Annotated in this window: 23 protein-coding genes; 16 read left to right on the plus strand and 7 right to left on the minus strand. The window is 69.7% G+C overall.

Translation table 11 applies throughout. From position 1 onward, the window contains the following. The first annotated feature begins 99 nt into the window (after positions 1-99). The 3 genes from ACIQTP_RS11510 to ACIQTP_RS11520 are packed head-to-tail and all read left to right on the plus strand — an operon-like array spanning position 100 to position 2,767. A complete protein-coding gene (locus ACIQTP_RS11510; protein WP_403398705.1) occupies positions 100-882 on the plus strand; it encodes a CoA transferase subunit A in 783 nt (260 codons plus the stop codon). After that, a complete protein-coding gene (locus ACIQTP_RS11515; RefSeq protein WP_403398707.1) occupies positions 882-1,526 on the plus strand; it encodes a CoA transferase subunit B in 645 nt (214 codons plus the stop codon). Before ACIQTP_RS11510 ends, ACIQTP_RS11515 begins: the two co-directional genes overlap by 1 nt. 50 nt (positions 1,527-1,576) lie before the next feature. Further along, positions 1,577-2,767, plus strand: a complete 1,191-nt coding sequence (locus tag ACIQTP_RS11520) for a thiolase family protein (protein ID WP_403398710.1) — start codon at positions 1,577-1,579, stop codon at positions 2,765-2,767. A 19-nt stretch (positions 2,768-2,786) separates the two neighbouring features. On the opposite strand, the gene ACIQTP_RS11525 is transcribed toward ACIQTP_RS11520, so the two are convergent. After that, positions 2,787-3,248 (minus strand): MarR family winged helix-turn-helix transcriptional regulator, encoded by a 462-nt coding sequence (locus tag ACIQTP_RS11525; protein ID WP_403398712.1) that lies wholly within the window; start codon positions 3,246-3,248, stop codon positions 2,787-2,789. Between the two features lie 85 nt (positions 3,249-3,333). Here ACIQTP_RS11525 and ACIQTP_RS11530 point away from each other — a divergent pair, with 85 nt between their 5' ends. Together ACIQTP_RS11530 and ACIQTP_RS11535 are read left to right on the plus strand one after the other, a co-directional pair. After that, a complete protein-coding gene (locus tag ACIQTP_RS11530) occupies positions 3,334-3,894 on the plus strand; it encodes an NADPH-dependent FMN reductase (RefSeq protein WP_403398714.1) in 561 nt (186 codons plus the stop codon). Positions 3,895-4,008: 114 nt separating this feature from the next. Then, entirely contained in the window at positions 4,009-5,073 is a 1,065-nt protein-coding gene (locus ACIQTP_RS11535; protein WP_403398716.1) for an LLM class flavin-dependent oxidoreductase, read from the plus strand. A gap of 225 nt (positions 5,074-5,298) precedes the next feature. Here ACIQTP_RS11535 and ACIQTP_RS11540 read toward each other — a convergent pair whose 3' ends face one another. Further along, a complete protein-coding gene (locus ACIQTP_RS11540; protein ID WP_403398718.1) occupies positions 5,299-5,973 on the minus strand; it encodes a hypothetical protein in 675 nt (224 codons plus the stop codon). A 94-nt stretch (positions 5,974-6,067) separates the two neighbouring features. Next, the gene (locus ACIQTP_RS11545; RefSeq protein WP_403398720.1) at positions 6,068-7,186 is read right to left on the minus strand and encodes a PP2C family protein-serine/threonine phosphatase; all 1,119 of its coding nucleotides are present in this window, start codon (positions 7,184-7,186) and stop codon (positions 6,068-6,070) included. Positions 7,187-8,061: 875 nt separating this feature from the next. Here ACIQTP_RS11545 and ACIQTP_RS11550 point away from each other — a divergent pair. Beyond that, positions 8,062-8,595, plus strand: a complete 534-nt coding sequence (locus tag ACIQTP_RS11550) for a DoxX family protein (RefSeq protein WP_403399100.1) — start codon at positions 8,062-8,064, stop codon at positions 8,593-8,595. 26 nt (positions 8,596-8,621) lie between these two features. Next, positions 8,622-8,960: a hypothetical protein gene (locus ACIQTP_RS11555; protein WP_403398722.1), complete on the plus strand. Its 339-nt coding sequence runs from the start codon at positions 8,622-8,624 to the stop codon at positions 8,958-8,960. Here ACIQTP_RS11555 and ACIQTP_RS11560 read toward each other — a convergent pair. Beyond that, positions 8,950-9,399 (minus strand): MarR family winged helix-turn-helix transcriptional regulator, encoded by a 450-nt coding sequence (locus tag ACIQTP_RS11560; protein ID WP_403398724.1) that lies wholly within the window; start codon positions 9,397-9,399, stop codon positions 8,950-8,952. The two genes, ACIQTP_RS11555 and ACIQTP_RS11560, sit on opposite strands and share 11 nt — an antisense overlap. Positions 9,400-9,476: 77 nt before the next feature. Here ACIQTP_RS11560 and ACIQTP_RS11565 point away from each other — a divergent pair, with 77 nt between their 5' ends. The 7 genes from ACIQTP_RS11565 (at position 9,477) to ACIQTP_RS11595 (ending at position 17,133) form a co-directional block, all read left to right on the plus strand. After that, positions 9,477-10,304 carry an SDR family oxidoreductase gene (locus ACIQTP_RS11565; protein ID WP_403398726.1) on the plus strand — a complete coding sequence of 276 codons (828 nt, stop codon included), beginning with the start codon at positions 9,477-9,479 and terminating at the stop codon, positions 10,302-10,304. A gap of 447 nt (positions 10,305-10,751) precedes the next feature. After that, positions 10,752-11,123: a three-helix bundle dimerization domain-containing protein gene (locus tag ACIQTP_RS11570; RefSeq protein ID WP_403398728.1), complete on the plus strand. Its 372-nt coding sequence runs from the start codon at positions 10,752-10,754 to the stop codon at positions 11,121-11,123. 347 nt (positions 11,124-11,470) lie between these two features. Next, positions 11,471-12,118 (plus strand): TetR/AcrR family transcriptional regulator, encoded by a 648-nt coding sequence (locus ACIQTP_RS11575; protein ID WP_402046696.1) that lies wholly within the window; start codon positions 11,471-11,473, stop codon positions 12,116-12,118. 226 nt (positions 12,119-12,344) lie between these two features. Then, a complete protein-coding gene (locus ACIQTP_RS11580) occupies positions 12,345-13,526 on the plus strand; it encodes a cytochrome P450 (protein WP_403399102.1) in 1,182 nt (393 codons plus the stop codon). Between the two features lie 60 nt (positions 13,527-13,586). After that, complete coding sequence (locus tag ACIQTP_RS11585; protein WP_403398730.1) at positions 13,587-13,784, plus strand: ferredoxin; 198 nt, start codon at positions 13,587-13,589, stop codon at positions 13,782-13,784. Positions 13,785-13,925: 141 nt separating this feature from the next. Further along, positions 13,926-15,152: an NAD(P)/FAD-dependent oxidoreductase gene (locus tag ACIQTP_RS11590; protein ID WP_403398731.1), complete on the plus strand. Its 1,227-nt coding sequence runs from the start codon at positions 13,926-13,928 to the stop codon at positions 15,150-15,152. 28 nt (positions 15,153-15,180) lie between these two features. Continuing rightward, positions 15,181-17,133 carry an MFS transporter gene (locus ACIQTP_RS11595; protein WP_403398733.1) on the plus strand — a complete coding sequence of 651 codons (1,953 nt, stop codon included), beginning with the start codon at positions 15,181-15,183 and terminating at the stop codon, positions 17,131-17,133. Between the two features lie 144 nt (positions 17,134-17,277). On the opposite strand, the gene ACIQTP_RS11600 is transcribed toward ACIQTP_RS11595, so the two are convergent. Beyond that, a complete protein-coding gene (locus ACIQTP_RS11600) occupies positions 17,278-17,565 on the minus strand; it encodes a TetR/AcrR family transcriptional regulator (protein ID WP_403399105.1) in 288 nt (95 codons plus the stop codon). A 545-nt stretch (positions 17,566-18,110) separates the two neighbouring features. Here ACIQTP_RS11600 and ACIQTP_RS11605 point away from each other — a divergent pair. Together ACIQTP_RS11605 and ACIQTP_RS11610 are read left to right on the plus strand one after the other, a co-directional pair. Then, positions 18,111-20,222 carry an acyltransferase family protein gene (locus tag ACIQTP_RS11605; RefSeq protein WP_403398735.1) on the plus strand — a complete coding sequence of 704 codons (2,112 nt, stop codon included), beginning with the start codon at positions 18,111-18,113 and terminating at the stop codon, positions 20,220-20,222. A gap of 180 nt (positions 20,223-20,402) precedes the next feature. Beyond that, positions 20,403-23,612 carry an alpha-L-rhamnosidase gene (locus ACIQTP_RS11610; protein WP_403398737.1) on the plus strand — a complete coding sequence of 1,070 codons (3,210 nt, stop codon included), beginning with the start codon at positions 20,403-20,405 and terminating at the stop codon, positions 23,610-23,612. A gap of 29 nt (positions 23,613-23,641) precedes the next feature. Here ACIQTP_RS11610 and ACIQTP_RS11615 read toward each other — a convergent pair whose 3' ends face one another. Together ACIQTP_RS11615 and ACIQTP_RS11620 are read right to left on the minus strand one after the other, a co-directional pair. Continuing rightward, a complete protein-coding gene (locus tag ACIQTP_RS11615) occupies positions 23,642-23,797 on the minus strand; it encodes a DUF6131 family protein (protein ID WP_099939195.1) in 156 nt (51 codons plus the stop codon). Positions 23,798-23,863: 66 nt separating this feature from the next. Then, on the minus strand, positions 23,864-25,342 hold the full coding sequence (locus tag ACIQTP_RS11620; protein ID WP_403398739.1) for a PP2C family protein-serine/threonine phosphatase: 1,479 nt from the start codon (positions 25,340-25,342) through the stop codon (positions 23,864-23,866). Positions 25,343-25,349: the final 7 nt, after the last annotated feature.

Consider the following 25,349-nt stretch of genomic DNA (forward strand, 5'->3'; position numbering starts at 1 on the left):
CGCGTACAGCCACAACACTCACACCCCCACACGGAAACCCGAACAGAGGCAGACACCGCTCAGGGTGGGTCTGCCGGACCGGAACGGAGCGCAGTGCCCATGGACAAGGTGGTTGCCACGGCCGAGGAGGCACTGGCCGGCGTCATGGACGGAGCGTCCCTGGCCGTGGGCGGCTTCGGCCTCAGCGGCGTCCCCGACGTGCTGATCCACGCGCTGCACGCGACCGGCGTGACCGGGCTGAGCGTGGTCTCCAACAACTGCGGCGTGGACGGCGGCGGCCTGGGCATCCTGCTCGCCGCCGGCCGCATAGCCCGCGTCACCGGCTCATACGTCGGCGACAACAAGGAGTTCGCCCGCCAGTACCTCTCCGGGGAACTGCTGGTCGAACTGACGCCGCAGGGCACGCTCGCCGAGCGTCTGCGCGCCGGCGGATGCGGCATCCCCGCCTTCTTCACGCCCGCCGGTGTCGGTACCCAGGTCGCCGAGGGCGGCCTGCCCTGGCGCTACGCCCCCGACGGCACCGTGGCCGTCTCCTCACCGCCCAAAGAGGTCCGCGAGTTCGACGGCCGGAGTTACGTGCTCGAGCACGGCATCACCACCGACTTCGCACTGGTGCGGGCCGCCAGGGGCGACCGGCACGGCAATCTCGTCTTCCACCGCTCGGCCCGTAACTTCAACCCGCTCGCCGCGATGGCCGGCCGCGTCACGATCGCCGAGGTCGAGCAGTTGGCCGAGCCCGGCGAGCTCGACCCGGACGAGATCCATCTCCCCGGCGTATTCGTCCAGCGTGTAGTGGAACTGACGCCGGATCAGGCCGCGGACAAACACATCGAACGGCGCACTGTCTCCGCGCCGTCGGCACGAGGGACGGTGCGGCACTGATGCCATGGACCAGGGACGAGATGGCCGCGCGCGCGGCGGCGGAGATCCAGGACGGCGACTACGTCAACCTCGGCATCGGGCTGCCCACGCTGGTGCCCGAACACGTGGCCGAAGGAGTGCACGTGGTGCTCCAGTCGGAGAACGGTGTCCTCGGCGTCGGGCCGTACCCGGCCGAGGAGGACGTGGACCCCGATCTGATCAACGCGGGCAAGGAGACGGTCACCGTACTGCCGGGTGCGAGCTTCTTCGACTCCGCGTTGTCCTTCGGAATGATCCGGGGCGGTCACATCGACACCGCCATCCTGGGGGCCATGCAGGTCTCCGCCACCGGTGACCTCGCCAACTGGATGATCCCGGGCAAGATGGTGAAGGGCATGGGCGGTGCGATGGACCTCATCCACGGCGCCCGCCGAGTCGTCGTCGTGATGGACCACTGCGCCAAGGACGGCAGTCCGAAGCTCGTCGCCGCGTGCACCCTGCCTCTCACCGGCGTGGCCTGCGTCGACCGCGTCATCACCGACCTCGGCGTGCTGGACGTCACCGAGGACGGACTCGTCCTCGTGGAGACCGCTCCCGGCGTCAGCACGGACGAGATCGTCAGCCGTACCGCCGCGCCCGTGCGCGTGCCGGACCCCGTCGGCTGACCTCGCTCCAGCACTCCCCCTCCCAACTCCCCCCACCACAAGGAGTCCCGATGAACGAGCGCCTGCGGGACGTCTACGTCGTCGACGCCGTCCGCACCCCGATCGGCCGTTACGGCGGTGCCCTGTCCACTGTGCGCCCCGACGACCTCGCCGCCGGAGTCGTACGTGAACTGCTCCGCCGCAGCCCCGCCCTGGACCCGTCCCTCATCGGTGACGTGTTCTTCGGAAACGCCAACGGCGCCGGGGAGGAGAACCGGGATGTCGCCCGTATGGCCGTGCTGCTGGCCGGTCTTCCCGTGACGGTCCCCGGAACCACCGTCAACCGGTTGTGCGGCTCGGGGATGGAGGCGGTCATCCAGGCCGCCCGCGCGGTGGCGCTCGGCGACGCCTGCGTCGCCGTGGCCGGCGGAGTGGAGTCCATGAGCCGCGCCCCGTGGGTCCTGCCCAAACCGGAACGGGCCTTCCCGGTCGGCAATCAGCAGCTGTACTCCACCACCCTCGGCTGGAGGATGGTCAACCCGCGGATGCCCGATGAGTGGACCATCCCGCTCGGCGAGAGCGCCGAGCTGATCGCAGACAAGTACGGCATCACCCGCGAGGCCCAGGACGCCTTCGCACTCGCCAGCCATGAGAAGGCCGCCCGGGCGTGGAAGGACGGCGCGTACGACGCCGAGGTGGTCCCCGTCGAGGGTGTGGACCTGCCCCGCGACGAGGGGATCCGGGACGACACCTCACTCGAGGCGCTGGCCCGCCTCAAGCCGGTCTTCCGTGTGGGCGGCACGGTCACGGCCGGAAACGCCTCGCCTCTCAACGACGGCGCGGCGGCCCTGCTGCTGGTCGACGAGGCCGGGCTGGCCGAGACGGGCCGCGAACCGCTGGCCAGGATCCGGGCCAGTGCGGTGACGGGCATCGAGCCGCAGTACTTCGGTCTCGGCCCGGTCGACGCCATGCGCAAGGCCCTGACGAAGGCGGCCCGCAGCTTCGACGCCCTGCACACCGTCGAGCTCAACGAGGCATACGCCGCCCAGGCGCTGGGCTGTCTCGCCGCCCTGCCGGAACTCGACTCCGGCATCCTGAACCCGAAGGGCGGCGCCGTCGCCATCGGGCATCCCCTCGGCGCCTCCGGCGCTCGTATCACCGGAGCGGTCGCCCATCAGCTCGCGGCTGCGGGCTCGGGCACGGGTCTGGCCGCGCTCTGCATCGGCGTCGGGCAGGGCCTGGCCCTGGTCCTGGAGCGCTGAGGCGACCGCCGCAGGAGGGTCAGGGGGTCGTCGCCACGCGTTCGAGTGCGGCGGCGAGTGCGGCGAGGTCGTGGCCGGCGAGGTTGTCGAGGACGTGCCGTCGGATACTGGCCAGGTGGGCGGGCCAGGCCTCCTGGAGGCGGGCGAGGCCGTCGTCGGTGAGGACGGCGTTCCAACCGCGCAGGTCTTCCTGACACTTGGCTCGTTGGATGAATCCCTGCTTTTCGAGGCGGTTGACGACACGGGTCATACCGCTGAGCGAGAGGTTGCAGGCGAGGGCGAGCTCACTCATCCGCATCCGGCGGTGGGGCGCCTCGGACAGGAACATGAGGGGGGTGTACTCGGAAAGGGGCAGCCCTCCGTCGCCGACCATGTCCGCGTCCACTAGTCGTGGCAGCGCCATCATGACGTGAGCCAAGGCGCGCACGAGCGATTCCTCGGTCTGGTCCAAGGGGCGCAGGGGCTGTTCGTCGTAGGGCATGCCTCACACCCTATCTCCTTGACACGGCAAGCACCCATACATTTACTTGACTCGACAAGCACACATACAAGCGAAGGTGCAAAACATGACAAGGATCGGGATCATCCTCGGCAGCACGCGCCCCGGACGCAACGGCGAGGCCGTCGCCCACTGGGTGCACGAGCTGGCCACGCACCGCACCGACGCGCAGTACGAGCTCGTCGACCTGGTGGACTACAAGCTGCCGCTGCTGGATGAGGCCTACCCGCCGGCGATGGGCCAGTACACCCAGCCGCACACGCAGCAGTGGGCCGCGAAGATCGCCTCGTTCGACGGCTTCGTCATCGTGACCCCCGAGTACAACCACTCGGTGCCCGGCGCCCTGAAGAACGCCATCGACTTCCTGGCGGCCGAGTGGGCCAACAAGGCCGTCGGCTTCGTCAGTTACGGCTCCACCGGCGGCGTCCGCGCCGTCGAGCACCTGCGCCTGATAGCCGGTGAACTGCAGATGGCGGACGTCCGCTCCCAGGTGGCGCTCTCCCTGTTCACCGACTTCGAGAACTTCAGCGTCTTCAAGCCCGCCGAGAGCCACCGGGACGCCGTCACCGCCACCCTCGACCAGGTCGTGGCCTGGAGCAACGCTCTCGCTCCGCTGCGCGCCGCCTGACGCGAGGAATCACGGGGCGCCGCCCACCCATACCCCGCACCGGCGTCCGACACCGGTGCGGGGTGCGGGGCCCGAGCCCCCTTTCGACCGTTATGGGAAAAGAGAAATCCGCCGATGTCAGAACGTGCTGCCTCCCCCGCGGGCGGGCACCCGATCACACTTGGACTGGACACGTTCGGCGACGTGACCGACGACGCCCAGGGCCGACCACTCTCGCACGGAGAGACGATCCGCAACCTGGTGGCGGAGGGTGTCCTCGCGGATGAGGTCGGACTCGACCACTTCGCCATCGGTGAGCACCACGTCGACTGGATGCCGCTCTCGGCGGCGGATGTGGTGCTCGGGGCGATCGCGTCGCGTACCTCGCGCATACGTCTCGGCTCCGGTGTCACCGTCATCAGCTCGGACGATCCCGTGCGGGTCTACCAGCGGTACGCGACCCTCGACGCCGTGTCCGACGGCCGTGCCGAGCTGATTCTGGGCCGGGGCTCGAGCACGGAGTCCTTCCCGCTGTTCGGCTACGACCTCGGCGACTACGACACCCTCTTCGAGGAGAAGGTCGGCCTCTTCGCCGAACTGCGCAAGGAGAAGCCCGTCTCCTGGTCCGGCAGCACCCGGCCGGCGCTGGCGAACCAGCCCGTCTACCCGCGCAGCGAGTCCGGAGCGATTCCCACCTGGATCGGCGTCGGCGGCAATCCTCAGTCCGTCGTCCGTGCCGCACGCTACGGATTCCCGCTGATGCTCGCGATCATCAGCGGTCCGACGGCGCGGTTCGCCCCCTTCTCGCGGCTCTTCCGCCAGGCGCTGGAGAAGTTCGGCCGGCCTGATCAGCCGGTGGGCGTGCACAGTCCGGGGCATGTGGCCGCGACCGACGAGCAGGCGGTGGAGGAGTTCTGGCCCTACTACGAGAAGACCATCCGCATGATGGCCCGGCAGCGAGGATTCCGCGTCCCGACATTCGAGCACTTCATGAACGATGTCGGTCCCGGCGGCGGGCTGTTCGTCGGATCACCGCAGACCGTGGCACAGAAGATCGCCACCACCCTCCGGGAGCTCGACGCCAGCCGCTTCGACCTCAAGTACGGGATGAACGGTCTGCCGCACGAGACGCTCATGACCACCATCGAACTCTTCGGCACCAAGGTGGCCCCACGGGTGCGGGAGCTGATGACCTCGTGAGGTGTTCCACCCTCAGGCCGACCGGCGTCGCCTGCCAAGCCGCCTGCACCCCGTGATGGCTGACACGGGGGCAGGAGGGTCGCGACTGTGGGAGCACGCGCCCCATCGGACACGGCTGTAGCCGTGTCCGTCGGGGCGGTGTCCGTGGCCCGCGCACTGCGTGCGCGGGCCACGGACACCGCCCCCGGCGCGTGACGTTCGGCCGGTACAGGACCGGCCACAGTTTCAGCTCACGAACTCTTCGTCCCCGTAGCGCACCTCGGCTCTGTTCCAGTCGACGCCGAGTTCGGCCGTGAACCTCTGGGCCACCGGCAGGTCGGCGAGCGGGGCGAGGAGGATGAGCCGCCCGTCCACAGTGACCGAGCCGCCGCCGAACCGGTCGCGGGCCTCCGCGTCCGCGAGCAGCGCGTCATGCAGCCGGGTCCGGCCGACGCCGGGGGCCTGGATCTCGACCGCGTCGGTGTCCGGCGAGGTGCGCGGCAGACAGCGGAACGTGAGCACCGATTCCTGGTGGTACTGCTTGGCGACGACGTCGGCGATGTGATGGAGCCCGTCGCGGCCGACCTGGCTGACGTCGAACTCGCGTGAACGCTCGTAGGTGGCCCTCTTCAGGTCGCCGGACCAGAAGACGCCGTCCAGGAGGGTCGAGAAGCCGGGCCTTGCGCCGTTGGCGTGGATGATCTCGCGGACCTCGTGGTCGAAGCGCGTCAGGCGGGTCCGGAGCCGGGAGTCGGCCGGATCCGTGACGGTCGCCGTGTTGTCGGTGGCGAAGATCTCCGCAGTGGGGCAACCCCGGGCCGCCGGGCTGGCCTGTGCGCTTCCCGCACCCGCAACTCCCGGCGTCAGGGCGGCAACCGTGGCCAGGACGTGCAACCGCCGCCGCGTGATGACGTTCTTCATGCGGTGATCAACGAGCCTTGGCCGACTTCGTCGCGTCACCGCCCGCGCCGCACCGCGGATCCGACCGCGGGCCCCGGCCACCGCATCCGGCCACCTACACCGGATACTCCGGTGCCTGGGTGCTCGGGCGTCTCACTGCGAGGGCCGCGATGTCGTCGTTGAGCCTTCCGCCGCTGTGGTGGACCAGGTCCTGGTGAAGCCGGTCGAGGAGCTCACGGGGCGGCTTCGGGCCCTGCCTCCGCATCCAGTCCGGAAGCGGGAAGAACTCGCCGGTGCGGTCCCGGGCCTCCGATACGCCGTCGGTGTAGAGCAATAGCTGATCGCCCGGGGTGAAGGCGATGGTGTCGACACAGTAGTGGTCTCCGATGAGCGCCGCGAGGTGGAGAGGCGGCGAGGGAGTGGTGGGATCCAGGACGCGGATCTTCCCGCGATGCGAGAGCAGCGGCGGAGGGTGCCCGCAGTTGAGAAGTCTGACATGGCCGCCGCCGTGCGGGATCTCGGCGATGAGAGCGGTGGCGAAGCGCTCCGGGAGGTCCTGCGTCGGAAACGCGGCGCTGTGGCGGATGATGCTGACTTCCAGACGATGGACGACGCCTCTCAGGTCGGGCTCGTCGTATGCGGCCTCCCTGAAGCAGCTGATCACCGCCGAGGCGGCCCCCACCGCGGACAGGCCCTTGCCGCGTACGTCGCCGATGAGCAGCCGGACCCCGTACGGCGTGGCGACCGCTTCATAGAAGTCGCCGCCGATCCGGGCCTGTTGTTGGGCCGCCAGATACAACGACTCGATCTCGACGTCGTCCATGCGGCGTGGCAGGGGGCGCAGCAGTACCTTCTGTGCCGCGTCGGCGACGAGGCGGACGTGGAAGAGCGCCTCCTCCCGCTGGAGTCGGACATGGCTCGCGTACGCGGCCGCCAGGGTGACCGCGACGATCGCAGCCGCGGTGTACTGCGTCCCCAGGTCGGCGTAGACGAAGCTGAGGCTGATCATGACCAGCAGGCAGAACGTGCCCAGCAGGATCGTGGGGATCACGGGCCACATCGCGGCGGCGAGGGCGGGGGCGGCGGGCAGGAGCCGGCTGACGGCGATCTCCCTCGGTGTGGAGAACGCCAGGCAGGTGATGAGGAGGGTGAGGAGTACCGGTGACAGCGGGGCAGCTTCCCACCTGCCACCGCCGAGGGAACGACGGCGCCGCAGCCGTCCGGACATGATCACAAAAAGCATCATATCGGTCAAAGTGGATATTGAGCGGGGCACCGGGCGGTCAGGCCCAGCTCGGGGCGGGTGACGCGCGGTGGGACGGTGGAGCGGCGGAGCGGTGGAGCGGTGGGGCCGAAACGTTCGGTGCGAATGGTGGCGGTATCCGCCCCGTGCACGAGGAGCCCGCCGACCGCCTCGACGAAGCCGATGGAACCGCCGACGTGGACCGGGGCACCCGGAGGGAGCCGGGCCGTCGGCCTGGTCCAGATCGGCCCTGACCGTTGCGGCCGGGCTTGTGGGGGCTGCCGGACGGAGCCTGCCGGTGGGCGGGATCACGGCTGCCGGCGGAGGGACGCCTTGCCACCGCCGGCTGCCGCCCGGGCGATGACCGCCACTGCCCGCGGAGCGCGTGGTGGGCTCGTGTCCGAGTCCACGAGACCGGGCTCCCCGCCCGCCAGCCGTCACCGCCCTGCTCGCAGGCGACGCACCGCCCGTAACAGGCCACCGGGCACACCCGTGACCGCGGGACGCACCACGGCGAGATCACGCCCGCCGGCGGACCGTGAGTCGCGCTCCGTATTCCGCCTGTAGTGCTCACATATCTTCCCCGTCGAACTGTCGACCATGAGGAAAGGAAAGGAGTAAGGATGGGAGGGTGCGGCCGTGTCGCTGCACGAGAAATCGACCGGCGGCCTGACGCGATCCGACGCGAGAATTTCCTTTCCGGCCGCGTGCGGCAGCGTTGTGGCCCTCCATACATGGCGTCTTGAAGCTCTTGAACGCGCCATGGTGACCGGACAATCAACTCTGCGAGCTCCTGGATGGTCAGCCGGTACCGCTCCGGGGCACGTTGCAGAGAAGAGCACCCCGTGAATTACATATCGCAGCGAATGCGTCCCCCTGCCACCCCGACAGTCGACGCCCCCGCACGGGCAGCGGTCTCCGCCGGTGACTGCGGCCTGCTTCTCATCAGGCTTACGTTCGGCCTCCTCATGGCAGCACACGGTGCCCAGAAGCTCTTCGGGATACTCGGTGGCGACGGCCTCACCGCCACAGGCAAAGGTTTCGCCGCCCTGGGGTACCGTCCCGGAAACGTCTACGCCGCCATAGGCGGCGGCTCCGAACTGCTGGGCGGCATCGGCTTGGCCCTCGGGCTGTTCACGCCGCTGGCAGCGGCTGCCGTGATCGGCGTGATGATCAATGCCATGGCGACCGTGACCGGGGCGCATGGATTGTGGGATACCCAAGGCGGCGTGGAGTACAGCGTGTGTATCACTGTCACCGCACTCGCCATCGCGGCCATCGGGCCGGGAAAGCTGGCCGTCGACCGTATTTTCCCGTGGGGCAAGGGAGGCTGGGCCGAAGCGGCCGTCGCCCTGTTGCTGGGCGGCATAGGCGCCGCGATCGTCCTCCTCATCCTCTAGCCATTCGCCAGCCGCGCCACGGAGTCATGCCGCGGATCGTGTGGGAGGGCCACCCGCAGGGCCCGCCGCCGAGATCGCCGACGGGGCGCTGCCCGCCGTACAGCCTCCCGAGTTCACCGCAGGCCCGGCAGGTACTCGGTCGGGACAAGCTGCTGGTCGTCGGACTGTCCGTGGTCCCCGACAACGACCGCGACGGCGACCGCGACCGGGCGCACGCGAGCGCACGGGAGCGGGGGCCTGCCGGCCTCGGCCAGCCGTCGTACGCCGTCGGCTGGGCCCGCTGGGCCATTCGGCCCAGGAGATCGGGAGTACACCTTCAGACGTGCACCGGGGCAGCGGTGTCCGATACCGCCGTCAGTCCTTGAGTTTGAGGAGAATACGAGCCAGCTCCTCGAGTTCGGCCGGGGCCAGTCTGTCCGCCAGGACGGGAGCCAGGGTTTCGCGGCGGGCGGCGTCCGCGCGCTCGAAGAGGTCGCGGCCCTGCGGCGTGATCGTCACCTCGACGGACCTGGCGTCAATGGCCGAAGGGGCGCGGGTGACCAGTTCGCGGGCCTGGAGGGCGTCGATCACCCGCGAGACCTGGCTGCGGCTGATCAACGCGCAGGAGCCGAGATCGGTGGCCGACAGCGGCCCGTCCTGGTGGTAGAGCCAGAGCAGTACCTCGAACCAGGAGGCCGGCAGGCGGAAGTCCTCCTCGAGTCGGGCGCTCGCACGTGAGGTGAGGGCACTGCTCACCCCCACGAGGCGGTAGTACGCCTGGTCCTCGACAGGGAGTTCCGCCTGCTTGAGCTTGATGTCCGTCACCAGGCAAGTCTACCAATTTGCGTGCACGCACACACAACCGTAATATGTGTGTGTACACGCAACCATGGAGGTTCGTCATGAAGATCGCCCTTGTCACCGGCACGTCGACCGGCATCGGCCTGGAAACCGCCGTACTCGCCGCGAAGGCGGGCTACGAGGTCGTCGCGACCATGCGGAACACCGAGAAGGCCGCAGCGCTGCTCGAGCGGCTGCCCGACGCCGACGTCCGACAGCTCGACGTGACGGATCCGGACTCGGTCAGGGCCTGTGTCGACGGTGTGATCGCCGACCACGGGCGGCTGGACGCGCTGATCAACAATGCCGGGGCCGGACATCTCGGAACCATCGAGCTGGAGAGCGTCGACGACGTCCGCGACGTCATGGAAGTCAACTTCTTCGGAGTCGTCCAGGTCACCAAGGCCGCGCTGCCGCACCTTCGCGCTGCCAAGGGGCGCCTGATCACGGTCACCAGTGTCGGAGGCGTGGTCGGTCAGCCCTTCAACGAGGCTTATTGCGCCGCCAAGTTCGCGGTAGAGGGCTGGATGGAGAGTCTCGCCCCGGTCGTCGGCAAGCTCGGTGTCGCGGTGAGCGTGATCGAGCCCGGCGCGGTGGCCACCGAGTTCGTCGCGAACGTGCGGGCCGACCGGGACGTCGAGGCCCTGGTCGCCGGAGCCGGGGACTACCAGTCGGTCATCAACGGCTATCTGGCCCGCACCCAGCAGGCGTTCTCCGCGGCGCAGTCGGCCCGGGAGTGCGCGCAGACCGTCGTGGGCGCACTGACCGCCGCCGAGCCCCGGTTCCGCTACCAGAGCTCCGAGTCCGCGGCCGGCTTCACCGCGGTCAAGCTGGCCGACGCCGACGGCTCGGCCGTACAGGCTCTGACCACCTCCTGGCTCGAAGCGTGAGTCCGGAGATGTTCCCGGGCCGATCCATCAAGGGCTTCAGCCGATTGGCCACGGGCTTCACGGGAGACCCACGCTGACGAGCGTGGCCGGCACCCTCGCAGTGCCGCCGCGCCGACCCGGCCTTACCGGGTCGTCCTGGCCGGTCGTACGTCACCTCGATGCCCGGTCGAGGGCCAGAGCCGGTGGTCAGTGGTGCCGTTCAAGCCCCGTCGGCCAGCGAACCGGTATCCGGACATTCAGTCGGTACGGCTCAGTTGGGGCTTCCCCAAGTCCTGATGGCTTCGTGGTGAGCGGGGGATGACGGGGACGTGACGTCGGCCTTGCGCGCCATGGCGCAACTGGCGAGTTGGCCGGACCTCGCGGAGACACCGCCAGGCTTGGCGCAACCGCGGTCCGTTCGATGCCAGGTTCGGATTGGGTGACGATGGGCCTCGAGTCGAGACAGACATGGACCTGCTGCTGACCCTGGTGAGCGTCGCTCTTCGGGCCCATCAGCCGTGGCCGGTTTCCCGCGATACACCGTCGGCCGAGTGTAATGATCGCCACGACATGGCGCTTCCGCGTGGCAATTCCGGCGGAAGCCGAGGAAACATCTTTCGGGCAGGGGACGTCGTGGCTGTCGAGACGCGCGAGGAAGAAGCTATCCGTGGAGTCGTCGAACGTCTCACGAGCGCCTACGCCAAGACGTCTACGCCCGAGCAGGTCGAAGCGGCTGTAGCCGCGGCTCACGCCGACTTCAGTGAGCGGCCCGTGCGCGATTTCGTTCCGGTCCTGGTCGAACGCAAGGCACGTGCCCTTTTGAACGAGGCTTCGGGCTGAAATCGCGCTTCGCACGGCGGCGAGCCCAGGCGCGCTCTCCGAAATGAGTACCCGTGCACCCCTGCCCTGACCTGCGGGGGTCCGCAGGGCGTCGGTGGTTTGTCGCCGGGCGGCTGGACGGGGGTTTGTCGCCGGGCGGTTGGACGGGCTTGTTGACGCCCAGGGGGCATGGCACAGTCACGTCGGCGCGCCGCCGGTCGGGGCGCCCGCGGGCGCAGCAGAGTCGCGACCGCGGAAGCACCTCATCCAGGGGCCACCCGACCCCGTCCCAACCGCCCATTCGCCACGCTTTGCCTTGAGTTGGTGCAATATGGGTGACTACGGGGGAGTCGAGAGAGGGTGCTCTCATGACCGGGGAAGACGCCGGCAAGGTCGCGAAGTCCCCGGCCGGGGCCGGTCACGGGAGGGCGCGCAATCCCTGGGGGTGCGGCGAGCGGCTGCGCACCGAGATCCTGGAGGGCGCCAGTCGGCTCCTCGGCGAGCTCGGCACCGAGGACGGCTTCACGCTGCGGGGTGTTGCCCGGGAGGTCGGCATCGCACCGGCCAGCATCTACGGGCATTTCCATGACAAATCCGAGCTGATCGATGCGGTGCTCGACCATGAGTACGACCAGCTGATCAACCTCATGCGCGAGGCTCAGGACGCCGTGGAGGCAACCGATCCGCTCGGTCGGCTACGTGCTCAGTTGCACGCGTTCTGCCGCTACACGATGGCCAACCCGGGCCACTACCGCGTGATGTTCGGGGTGCGTTTCGCCAAGGGAGGCCGAGCTCCGCTCTGGAGGGTGATCGGCGAACTGACCGCCTCCCTGGCCGCCTGCGAACAGGCGGGGGCGCGGTTGCGGCTGCCGGCCGAGCGGGCGGCCATCATGCTGCTCGTCGGCGCACACGGGACCGTGACACTGTCGCACACCCGCCACCCGCGGAGGGACGCCGAGGCCGTGGTCCTGGAACTCGTGGACGAACTGCTGTCGCTGGTGTTCGACGGCAGTTGAGGTCTCCAGCGGGGACGGTAGTCCGGCCACCACAAGCGTTACCCGTGGCACGAAAAGCACTTTTTGCCCGTATTGCCGGAATCGACTAACATGTGTTTGGTGACTTACTGAACACTCGTTCGGCGAGTTGCCCGAGGAGGTGTCACCCATGACTCACCCAGCGGCCCCCGCAGCCACGGCCACCGCACCCACAGCCGCCGCCTCGGCCGGGACACCCGAGTATCCGATGGCCCGGGCATCCGGCTGCCCCTTCGACCCGCCCCCGGCTCTGCGGGCGTTGCAGACCGAAGGCCGGATCAGCCGGGTCCGGCTCTGGGACGGCAGCACTCCATGGCTGGTGACCCGCTACGACGACGCGCGTGCCCTGCTGTCCGACCCCCGCATCAGCTCCGACAACACGCGCCCCGGCTACCCGCACCTCAGCGCCGGCGCGGTCGAACGCAGGAGGCGGGCGCCGACCTTCATCAACATGGACGACCCCGACCACGCCCGGCTGCGCCGCATGGTGACCGCTCGGTTCGCCATCAAACAGGTCGAGGCCCTGCGGCCGGCGATCCAGCAGATCGTCGACGAGTTGATCGACGCGATGCTGACAGCACCCAAGCCGGTGGACCTCGTCGAGGAGTTCGCCCTCCCGGTGCCCTCGCGTGTGATCTGCGGACTGCTCGGCGTGCCCTATGCCGACCACGGCTTCTTCCAGAGCAACAGCAGGATCCTGGTCAAGCGCGACACATCGCCGAAGGCGTCGGGAGAAGCCATCGACAAGCTGTTGCACTATCTGGAAGCGCTGGTCACCGAGAAACTCGCGCACCCCGGCGACGACCTGCTCTCCAAGCTGGCCGTCGAGCAGGTGGCCACGGGCGAGATCTCCACGCGCGACGCGGCGTCCATGGGCACCCTGTTGCTGACAGCCGGGCATGAAACAACCGCGAACATGATCGCGCTGGGCACGCTGGCACTGCTGCGACACCCCGACCAGCTTGCGGCGCTCCGAGAAACCGACGACCCCAAGCTGATCGCCAGTGCGGTCGAAGAGCTGCTGCGCTACCTGTCCATCGTCCACACCGGACGGCGCCGGGTGGCACTCGCCGACATCGACTTCGGGGAAGTGGTCATCCGCGCCGGTGACGGCGTGGTCCTGGCGAACGATGCGGCCAACCGGGACACGTCGGTCTTCCCCGATCCCGATCGGCTGGACATCGACCGCGGCACCCGCCAACACCTCGCCTTCGGCTTCGGGGTGCACCAGTGCCTCGGCCAGCCACTGGCCAGAGTGGAACTCCAGGTCGTCTACGCCACCCTCTACCGGCGCATCCCCACTCTGCGCCTCGCCGTGGACCTCGATCAGGTGCCGTTCAAGTACGACGGACTGATCTACGGCGTCTACAGACTCCCCGTGACCTGGTGAGGCCCTCTTCCGTCGAACGGCCAGCCCACCGGATCACCGGAACCCACCCAGGAGGTCGTCATGCGCATCAGCGTCGACCAGGACAAATGCATCGCGTCAGGACTGTGCGTGCTCGCCGTACCGGAGGTCTTCGACCAGCGCGAAGAAGACGGCATCGTCATTCTGCGCAACGACGATCCGCCACCCGAGCTGCGCGAGGCCGCCCGCGAGGCCGCCGCGAACTGCCCCTCGTGGGCCATCACCGTCACGGAATCCTGACCCGGGCCCGATTCCTGCCGCTGTCGGACCCAGAAGGGCCGGGCCGGCCGCCCTTCGGGAGAATCAGAGGAGGCATTCCGATGTTCGTCGCCACCGTGTCCCGCCCCGAGCGGACCGGCCCTCCGGCGTGATGGCCCCGTCATGACGCTCCCCAGCATTGTCATCGTCGGGGCCTCGGCCGCCGGACTGTCCGCGGCCGAATCCCTGCGCAACCGGGGCTACGACGGCGCGCTGACCCTCATCGGGGACGAGCCCCACATCCCGTACGACCGGCCGCCGCTGTCCAAGCAGGTCCTCTCCGGCGTCTGGCCACCGGAACGCGTCTTCCTGCGCGACCAGAACGCGCTGGCAGCGCTCGGCCTCACCCTGATGCTCAACCACACCGCCGTGGCACTGGACATGACCGGCCGTCAGGTCGTGCTGGCCGACGGCGAGCGGATCGGCTTCGACGGCCTGGTCATCGCCACGGGGGCGGCTCCACGCCGCCTTGCCCGCTCCGCTCCGGCCGGTGTCCACGTTCTGCGCACCCTGGACGACGCGCTTGCCCTGCGCACCCAGTTGGTCGCACAGCCCGAAGTGGTTGTGGTCGGCGCCGGCTTCCTCGGCTCCGAGGTGGCCGCGACCGCCCGCACGATGGGCCTGAAGGTGACCCTGGTCGATCCCCTCCCGGTGCCCCTGCACCAGCAGCTCGGTGACCGGATCGGCGCCCTGATCGCGCAGTTGCACGCCGACCACGGCACCTCGCTGCGCTGCGGTCGGGGCGTACGCCGGCTTCTCGACGCCGAGGGCCGGGTGGTCGGAGTCGAACTGACCGACGGCTCGGTGCTCCACGCGGATGTGGTCGTCGTGGCCATCGGCGCCGCGCCGACGGTCGGCTGGCTGGCCGGCTCCGGCCTGTCCCTCGGCAACGGGGTGGACTGCGACGCGAAGTGCCGGGCGGCGCCCGGGATCTACGCCGTCGGCGATGTGGCCGGCTGGCCCAACCAGCACTTCGGCACCAAGATGCGACTGGAACACCGGCTCAATGCCACGCAACAGGCCGTGACCGTCGCCGGCAACCTCCTCGGCGACGACCAGCCCTACACCCCCGTACCGTACTTCTGGACCGACCAGTACGACGCCCGTATCCAGGTGCACGGCATCATCCCTCCGGGCGCGGATGTCACCGTACTGCAGGGCGACCCGGCCGACCGCAGGTTCGTAGCCGCCTACGGCCACCACGGCGTGGTCGTCGGCGTGCTCGGTTGGAACAGCCCGCGCGCGCTGCGCTCAGCGCGCGCACTCGTCGTCGGCCACGCACCCTGGCCTCCCCACCCGTACGAAGCGGCCGTGGCCGCCGCCGACGGGCACATGGCGGCGTCGTCATGACGAGCCGAGGTCAGCCGTGAAGCAGTCCATGCCGAAGAAGAGGCGGCACTTGACGCTCGCCCGGGACGACGTGGGCCGAGTCCGGCAGCCCGCGCCGAGACACACCCGCCACATCGCGGTGGACCATCCGCACTACAAGTGGGTGGCGCTCTCCAACACCACTCTCGGCACGCTCATCGCGACGGTCAACGCCTCGATCGTGCTGATCTCGCTGCCCGCCATCTTCAACGGCATCCGTCTGGAACCCTTGCAGCCCGGCAATGTCAGTTATCTGCTGTGGATGCTGATGGGTTACATGCTGATCATGGCTGTGCTGGTGGTCACCCTCGGCCGCCTCGGCGACATCTGGGGCCGCGTACGGATCTACAACGCAGGGTTCCTCATCTTCACCGTCACCTCGGTGGTGCTCTCCCTGGACCCGCTTCACGGTGGCCCCGGCGCCCTCTGGCTGATCGGCTGGCGGGTGATCCAGGCCGTCGGCGGCGCGATGCTCATGGCCAACTCCGCCGCGATCATCACCGACGCCTTCCCGGCGCGGCAACGCGGCATGGCGCTCGGCGTCAACATGGTCGCCGGCATCGCGGGTTCGTTCATCGGGCTGGTGCTCGGCGGGCTGCTGGCGGAGTGGGACTGGCGGTCGGTCTTCTGGGTCAACGTGCCCATCGGGCTCGCCGGCACGGTCTGGGCCTACCGCTCACTGCACGAAGCCGGCATACGCAAGCCCGCCCGCATCGACTGGTGGGGCAACATCACCTTCGCCGTCGGGCTGACCGCCCTGCTCGCCGCGATCACCTACGGGATTCAGCCGTACGGCGGACACACCATGGGCTGGACGAATCCCTTGGTGCTCGCCGGGCTGACCGGCGGAATCGCCGTACTCACCGTCTTCTGGCTGGTCGAAACCCGGTCGGACGACCCGATGTTCCCTCTGCGGCTCTTCCGCAACGCGGCCTTCGCGGGCGGCAACGCGGCCACGCTGCTCGGCTCCATCGCCCGCGGCGGCCTTCAGTTCATGCTGATCATCTGGCTGCAGGGGATCTGGCTGCCGCTGCACGGGTACGACTACGCCAACACCCCGCTGTGGGCCGGTATCTACCTGCTCCCGCTGACCGTTGGGTTCCTGGTCGCCGGGCCGGTGGCCGGGCACCTGTCGGACCGGTTCGGGGCACGGCCGTTCGCGGTCTCCGGGTTCATCGTGATGGCGGTCTCGTTCGCCGGGCTACTGGTACTGCCGACGGGCTTCGGCTATCCGCTCTTCGCCTGCCTTGTCTTCCTCAACGGACTGGGCGGCGGCCTGTTCGCGGCACCGAACACCTCCATCATCATGTCGAACGTGCCGCCCGAGGCCCGAGGGGCGGCCTCCGGCATGCGGGCCACCTTCCAGAACGCCGGGATGGTGCTGTCCATCGGTGTCTTCTTCTCTCTCATGATCGCCGGGCTCGCCGGATCCCTGCCGCACACCCTCGCGTCCGGGCTGACCTCCCAGGGCGTGCCGACCGGCCCCGCACACGCAGCCGCCGCCCTGCCCCCGGTCGGCACGCTCTTCGCCGCCTTCCTCGGCTACAACCCCATCAGACAGCTGCTCGGCCCCCACCTGCTCGCGCAACTGTCGCCGGCCAACGCGCGTACCGTGACCGGGCGCGAGTTCTTCCCGCATCTCATATCCGGCCCCTTCCACCACGGCCTGGTCGTGGTCTTCGCCCTCGCCATCGCGATGTCCTTGGTAGCCGCGGCCGCGTCACTGATCCAAGGCCGCACCGCGCCCGAGCCGACGACCGCACGGGCCCCGGTGCCGCCGGCGACGAACACCGCAGACGGCCACTCGGCCAGGTCCGATGAGCCTGTGCATCACAGGGACCACCCGCCGGTTCTCACTCACGGTGAGCAGTGCCAGTGCCTCGGACCGCCGAATGCCCACCCCAAGGAGACACCCGAGGTACGCCTCAAGCGCGGATTACGACGATCCCGCAGGGCCCAATGACGCCGCTGACACAGTGTGAACACCGCTCGTGTCGCTCACGCGTCCTTGCACGTGCCGGCTGGATCGGGACGCTGCCGAGGCCGTTGTCGATGTACGTCGCGAGCGAGGAGCGCAGGCCTTCGGACGTCGTCTTCTGATCGTCGATCAGGTGTGCCACGAGGTCGGCGCGGATGACGGCCGGCGGAGCGTGGGCGGTGAAATCCGCGTGGTGGACGCCGGACACCTGATCCAGTGCCGGAGGATTTCGTGCCACCGGCCGTAGTGCTCGGCCTGATAGGGGCTGCTGAGCCCCGCGTCCTGCGCTTGCCGCACGGCTTGCCGCAGCGGTTCGAGGCGGGAGTCGATCACGGCGCCGATCAGCCCGGCGCGGTCGCCGAAGCGGCGGAAGAGGGTGGCCTTGCCCACACCCGCGGCCTCGGCGATGTCGTCCATCGACACGCTGCGAGGCTGTTGCTGTCCGCGAAGAGGGCGTCGGCGGCGGCCAGGACGGCTTCTCGGTTGCGCAGGGCGTCCGCGCGTTCTGTGCGCCGGGCCACGGGGCCTCCTCGGTCCTCGGCCGGTCGCGGCCCCCGGGAATGATATTCGGTGGGTTCGCGTGAGTGGAGGCGCGCGCCCGGCCGCGCCTCCCGCCCACAGGTGCGCCAGCCGAGCGTTCCGCGTGACGCGCAAGGGGTCAGATCGTGTCGTCCGGCCGGTCGAGGATACGCGGTGGCGGACACCAGCGGTGTCTGCGCCGCCCAGCGCCTCACCCAGCGGCTGTGCACGCACGGACGGGTGGCGGACCACGATGCTCGAACGGATTACCTTCCCTCCCCCCATTTGACAGCTGATATCCGCAGGTCAACCCTCCGACCAGCGAGATCCGCACGAGAACGCCGGGGATTCCCGTGAAGTTGAGGCGTTGTTCACCCGAACTCCGAGCGGCGGCCGGACAGTACGGGATCAATCCATGACAGTCCTCCAAGGAGTTGCGCCTGATGTCGAGCACCACGCCCGCCGAGCTCCGTACCATCCCAGCGGGCGGCGGAACCGCACCACCTGGACGGCACTCGTTGAGGTTGGACATCCAGGGGCTGCGCGCGGTGGCCGTCACGCTCGTGGTGCTCTCCCACGCCGGAGTGCCACAGGTCAGCGGCGGATACGTCGGGGTCGACGTCTTCTTCGTGATCTCCGGCTTCCTCATCACGTCCCTGCTGCTGCGCGAACTCGCCACCACCGGTCGCTTGTCGGTCCGCACCTTCTACGCCCGCCGGGCGCTGCGGCTACTGCCCGCGTCGTCCCTGGTCATCGCGGTCACGCTGGCCGGGTCATGGCTGTTCCTGTCGAAGGCGCGGCTCGCCGAGTACGCGGGCGACGCCCTCGGCAGCGCGCTGTACGCGGTCAACTTCCGGCTGGCGGCGGCCGGTACGGACTATCTCGCCCAGAACAGTCCGCCTTCGCCGTTCCAGCACTTCTGGTCGCTCGCCGTGGAGGAGCAGTTCTACCTGGTGTGGCCGCTGCTCCTGCTGCTCAGCCGGCGGGCCGCCCGCGGCCGGCGCCGACTGATCGCTCTGGTGCTCGGGGCGCTGTGCCTGGGGTCGTTCGTGGTCGGTGTCCTGGTGACGAACTCTTCGGCGCCCTGGGCGTACTTCGGCTCCCCCACCCGGGGCTGGGAGCTCGGCGTCGGCGCGCTGCCGGCGCTGGCCACGGCCCGGCTCGAACGGCTGCCCGCCGCGCTCGCGGCGCCGCTGACCTGGCTCGGCCTGGCCTGCGTCGCGCTGGCGGCGGTCTGGTACGACGACGCGACGCCCTTCCCGGGCTACCACGCACTCCTGCCGGTCCTCGGCGCCGCGCTCGTCCTGGCCGGCGGCTGCGCACCCGCCTGGCGCGGCGCGGGGTGGCTGCTCGGGCGGCGGCCTCTGGTGTGGCTGGGCGGGCTCTCGTACGGCTGGTACCTGTGGCACTGGCCGCTGCTGGTCGTGGCCCCGGTGGCGCTGGGCCGTACGGACGGCACCGCCGAGGTGCCGCTCGCGCTCGGGCTGTGCGCGGTCGCGCTGGGCCTGGCCTGGCTGACGCTGCGCCTCGTCGAGAACCCGGTCCGCTTCCACCGGGCGTTCCGGGGACGGCCGAGCCGGGCCCTGGCACTCGGCGTCGGGCTGTCGGCGGGGGCCACGGTGCTGGCGCTGACGGCGGCGGCGGTCCCGCCGACGATCGAAGTCGGCGGGCCCGCGCCCGTACTTGCGGAGGAGCTGGCCGGCGCGCCGGACCCGCAGGCGCGGCTGGCCGAGCTCCTGGCGGCGTCCTCCGGCAGCCTGCCGAACAACCTCACCCCGGCCCTGCCGAAGGTGAAGTCCTCCCGGTCGGCGGTCTACCGGGACGGCTGCCACGTCGACTACGACAGCACACGGAATCCGCCATGCGTCTACGGCAACCGCGCGTCCTCCCGCACCGTCGTACTCTTCGGCGACTCCCACGCGGCCCAGTGGTTCCCGGCTCTGCTGGGCCTCGCGACCGAGCGCGGGTGGAAGCTGGTCTCGCTGACGAAGGCCTCCTGCAAGACCGCCGGCGTGACCATCATCAACCGCCACAAGCCGTACACGGCCTGCGACACCTGGCGTTCCAACGCCGTAGCGAGGATCAACGCCCTTCACCCTGCCCTGGTGGTCGTCTCCTCCTCGGACGCGGGCGACCCCGCGCGGCCCGCCGACGACACCCTGCGGCAGTGGACCGCCGGCTTCGAGGACACCTTCCGGGACCTCGGCACCTCCGGCGCCCACGTCGCCGCCCTGCTCGACACCCCGTGGCCCAAGGGCGACCCGGTCGACTGCGCGGCCGACAACTCCCTGCAACTGCACGCCTGCGCGAACCACCTGCCGGACGCGATCCACGATGCGACCCGACAGACCGCCGTCCGCAACGCGGCCGGCGCGACCGGCGCCGCGGTCATCGACCCACGCCCCTGGGTCTGCGCCATCCGCACGGGCATCTGCCCCGTCGTCGTCGGCAACACCGCCGTCTACCGCGACGAAAGCCACCTCTCCGAGGCTTACGCCGCGGCCCTCGCCCCCGTTCTCGCCGACTCCTTGGAACCTCTCGTCAGTTCAACCTGAGCACACGGGGCGATTGAAACCGTTCAATCGCCCCCGCCGCGGACGCGTCAGTGTCCACCGAAAGCGCATGCCCTCCTCGCAACTCGGCAACAAAATCCCGCACACTCATTGACCTCCATCCCGCACGCCCCTACGTTCACCGCCGTGAATCGATTCATCGCTTCTACGTGAGGGGCTCCAGTGATCAGCAGGAGGAACTTCCTGGCGGCATCGGCGGCCACAACGGCCGCAGCCGTCACCGACACCGGATCAGCACTGGCCGCGACGGCGTCCGCACCAGCCCGAGCGGGCGCACCACGCGGCGCCCTGCGCATCACCACACCCACCGTCGAGTACGTTCAGCACCCCCTGGGCCTCGACACGCAACGCCCGCGGCTGAGCTGGCCGATGGCCTCGGACGAACCGGGGGTACGCCAGAGCGCCTATCAGATCCGTGTCGCCTCCCGTGCGTCGGGCCTCCCGCACCCGGACGTCTGGGACAGCGGGAAGGTCACCTCCGGTGAGTCCGTACTCGTCCCGTACGCGGGCCCCCGACTGAAGCCGCGGACGCGCTACTTCTGGTCCGTACGCGTCTGGGACGCCAAGGGCGACGCCTCCGCCTGGAGCGCGGCGGCATGGTGGGAGACGGGCCTCATGGACGCCGCGCAGTGGTCGGCGGAGTGGGTCTCGGCTCCTCCGGCTCTCACCGACGCACCATCGCTGGAGGGCAGCGCGTGGATCTGGTTCCCCGAGGGCGAACCGGCCAACAGCGCGCCCGCGGGCACCCGTTGGTTCCGTCGCGCCCTCGATCTCCCGGACGGCGTCACGGCGGCGACCCTGGCCATCACCGCAGACAACGTGTACGCCGTTTCCGTGAACGGCACCGAGGTGGCCCATACGGACCTGGCGACGGACAACGAGGGCTGGCGCCGGCCGGCCGTCATCGACGTCCTCGCTCCGCTGCGTTCCGGGAAGAACGTCCTCGCGGTCTCGGCGACCAACGCGACCGAGGGACCCGCCGGTCTGGTCGCCGTCCTCGTCCTGCACACGGCGACCGGCGAACAGCGGATCGTCACCGACGACTCCTGGAGGTCGACGAACAAGGAGCCCGCCACCGACTGGCGCGTGACGGACTTCGACGACAGCGGCTGGCCGGCGGCGAAGGAGGCTGCCGTCTGGGGAGCCGGACCTTGGGGCCGGGTCGTCCCGGCGTCGTACGCGGCCAACCAGCTGCGCCACGAGTTCAGGCTCCCGGGCAAGAAGGTGTCCCGCGCCCGCCTGTACGCCACGGCTCTCGGCCTGTACGAGGCCCACCTCAACGGCCGCCGCGTGGGCCGCGATCAGCTCGCTCCCGGCTGGACGGACTACCGCGAACGCGTCCAGTACCAGACGTACGACGTCACCACGCTCCTGCGGCCCGGCGCCAACGCCATCGGCGCGTACGTGGCTCCGGGCTGGTACGCGGGCAACGTCGGGATGTTCGGACCCCATCAGTACGGCGAACGCCCCGCCTTGCTGGCTCAGTTGGAGGTCGAGTACGCCGACGGGACGAGTGAGCGCATCGCCTCGGGCACGGACTGGCGGGCCGCATCCGGACCGATCGTCTCCGCCGACCTCCTGAACGGCGAGACGTACGACGCGCGCAAGGAGACCTCCGGCTGGACCTCACCCGGCTTCGACGACCGTACCTGGCTCGACGTCCGCGCCGCCGGCGACGCCGCTCCCGACCTGATCGTCGCGCAGGTGGACGGCCCGGTCCGCGTGGCCGAGGAACTCACGGCAAGGACGGTGACCGAACCCGCGCCGGGCGTCTTCGTCTTCGACCTCGGCCAGAACATGGTCGGATCGGTACGGCTACGCGTCGCGGGCGAGGCGGGAACGACCGTGCGACTGAGGCACGCCGAGGTGCTCAACCCGGACGGCACCCTCTACACCGCGAATCTGCGCACCGCCGCGGCCACCGACACGTACACCCTCAGGGGCGGCGGCGAGGAGACGTACGAGCCGCGCTTCACCTTCCACGGATTCCGCTACGTCGAGGTGACCGGGTTTCCCGGCACTCCCCCGGCGCACGCCGTGACCGGCCGCGTGATGCACACCTCCGCACCCTTCACCCTCGACTTCGAGACCGACGTTCCGATGCTCAACAAGCTGCACAGCAACATCACTTGGGGGCAGCGCGGCAACTTCCTGTCCGTGCCGACGGACACACCCGCGCGCGACGAGCGCCTGGGGTGGACGGGCGACATCAACGTCTTCGCGCCCACGGCCGCGTACACGATGGAATCGGCCCGCTTCCTCACCAAGTGGCTCGTGGACCTGCGCGACGCGCAGACTCCCGAGGGCGCCTTCACGGATGTGGCACCCATGGTCGGCACGGTCGGCAACGGTGTCGCCGGATGGGGCGACGCGGGCGTGACGGTCCCCTGGTCCCTGTACCAGGCGTACGGGGACCGACAGGTCCTGGAGGATGCCTGGCCCTCCATCCAGGCCTGGCTGAAGTACCTGGAGAAGAACAGCGACAACCTGCTGCGGCCGGCCGGCGGGTACGGCGACTGGCTGAACGTCTCCGACGAGACACCCAAGGACGTCATCGCCACCGCGTACTTCGCGCACAGCGCCGACCTCGCGGCCCGCACGGCCACGGAGCTCGGCAAGGACTCCGCCCCCTACCTCGACCTCTTCGCGCGAGTGCGCACCGCTTTCCAGAATGCCTACGTCACCGCCGCCGGCAAGGTGAAGGGTGACACGCAGACGGCCTATGTCCTCGCCCTGTCGATGAACCTGCTGCCGGACACGCTGCGGAAGGCGTCGGCCGACCGCCTCGTCGCGCTCATCGAAACCAAGGACTGGCACCTTTCGACGGGCTTCCTCGGTACGCCCCGGCTGCTGCCCGTTCTCACCGACACCGGCCACACGGACGTCGCCCACCGGCTGCTCCAGCAACGTTCCTTCCCCAGCTGGGGCTACCCGATCGACAAGGGCTCCACCACGATGTGGGAACGCTGGGACTCCATCCAGCCCGACGGCAGCTTCCAGACCCCGGCCATGAACTCCTTCAACCACTACGCGTACGGGTCGGTGGGCGAATGGATGTACACCAACGTCGCCGGCATCTCGGCGGGCCGGCCCGGGTACCGCGAGATCGTCGTCCGCCCCCGCCCGGGCGGCGACGTCACCTCCTCCCGCGCCACGTTCGCCTCCCTCTACGGCCCGGTCTCCACACGGTGGCGGCAACGATCCGGCGGCTTCTTCCTGACGTGCACCGTGCCTCCCAACACGACCGCCGAGGTGTGGGTCCCCGGGGAAGATCCGGACTCGGTGACCCACACCCACGCGACGTTTCTGCGGACGGAGGACGGCTGCGTGGTGTACCGGGTCGCCTCCGGCACTCACCGCTTCACGACGTAAGGCGCACACGGGCCTGCCCGCGGCCCCAGTCACCAGTAGTGGCGGCGACCACCGACAGCGTGTCCGGCAGCCCCGAGGATCCACAGGATGAGTCCGATGACCACAAGGATCACGCCGATCGTCCAAAGAATGCTGAGGCCCGTGACGAAACCGACGACGAGCAGAATGATGCCGAGGACAAGCATTGCAACCTCCCGCAATGAGCCCCCCTCGTCCCTCCGTGTACCACCGCAGCGCAACTCCTAACGCGGTTACGGCATGCGATCGGGGGAGCTCTCCGGCTCCTGCGGTGGGGGTGGGATCTTCGCGGGTACGAGTTCGGTGAGCAGGAGCGTGCGGTCGTCCGCTCCGTCGTTGGTGGCCGACGTGCCATGAAGCAGCCGCCGGCACAGGGACTGCAGGGTGTCCGGGCCGGTGACGCGGCCGGGGCCGACGCCGTCCGTGTCAAGAAGGCCGGCGAGACGGGCGATGCCCTGGTCGATGTCGGTGTGGCGGGACTCGACCAGGCCGTCGCTGTAGAGCAGGAGCAGCACGGGGTCGGGCACGTGCAGGACGGTGGGTTCGTACGTCCCCATGCCGAGTCCGAGGGGCAGGCCCGGGCTGGTGAGAGTGACCGGCCTGGTCCGTCCGCCCGGATCGCGGATCAGCGGGGGCGGATGACCGGCTCCGACGAAGGTGCAGATGCGGCGCCTCGCGTCCCACTCGGCGTACATGCACGTGGCGAAGGAAGCTCCCGGTGTGTCACAGGCAAGTGCGTCGAGACGGCGCATCAGCTCGGCCGGTGTGATGTCCAGTCCCGCCAGGGTACGGACGGCGGTGCGCAGCTGGATCATGGCGACGGCCGATTCCGGACCGTGCCCCATGGCGTCCCCGACGATCAGACTGACGCGGCCCCCCGGCCGGGGCAGCACGTCGAACCAGTCACCGCCGATGATGTTGTCATGCCCGGCGGGGAGGTATCCGTGGGCGATACGGCATCCCTCGAACACCTGCTCGGTTGCGGGGAGCAGGCTTCGGCGGATGGCCAGTGCCGTACGGCGTTCGCGTTCGTACCGGCGCGCGTTGTCCAGGGCTACACAGGCGCGCGCGGCCAGCGACTCCACGGCCTCGGCGTCGGCGGCCAGGAAGGGCTCTTCGTCCGGGCCGCGCGTGCAGGCGATGAATCCGACGGCGGTACCGCGCAGATGCAGCGGGACGACGAGGAAGGAAGCCGTGCGCAGGAGGACGTCCATGCGGGCGTCGCCGCCACCGGAGGTGCTGAGCCGCGCGGACGTATGGGCGTCCACCGTGTCGAGCAGTTGCGTCTTGAGGGTGGCGATGGCACGTGTGTAGGGCGTCCCGCGCGGAAAGACGATGACCTCGCCGACCGGCAGCAGCCCCTCCCAGTCCTCGGGCGCGTCGGTTCCGATGCGCAGCGCCAGTCGGCGGGCCTCGATCTGTGGTGGTTCCGCGGAGGCGTACGCCTTCTCCTCCAGCAGCCATCGCTCCAGCAGGTAGACGGAGGCCGCGTCGCAGAACCCGGGCGTCAGCGCGTGGACGACATGGCTGCCGGTCAGGCCCAGGTCGAGTTCCGAGCCGATGGCGTCCGCCGCGGGGGAAAGGGCCGGCTGACGGCGTGAACGCGCGGTGGCGGGTTCGCCGTCCGTGGGACAGTGCGCTTCGTACCGCAGGGTTGTGCCTTTCCGGTGGGGCTCGACTCCGGCAGTGCGGCCTGGACATCGTCCCGCCACACATGGT

The sequence above is a fragment of the Streptomyces sp. NPDC090798 genome, assembly GCF_044768965.1.
Taxonomy (GTDB): domain Bacteria; phylum Actinomycetota; class Actinomycetes; order Streptomycetales; family Streptomycetaceae; genus Streptomyces.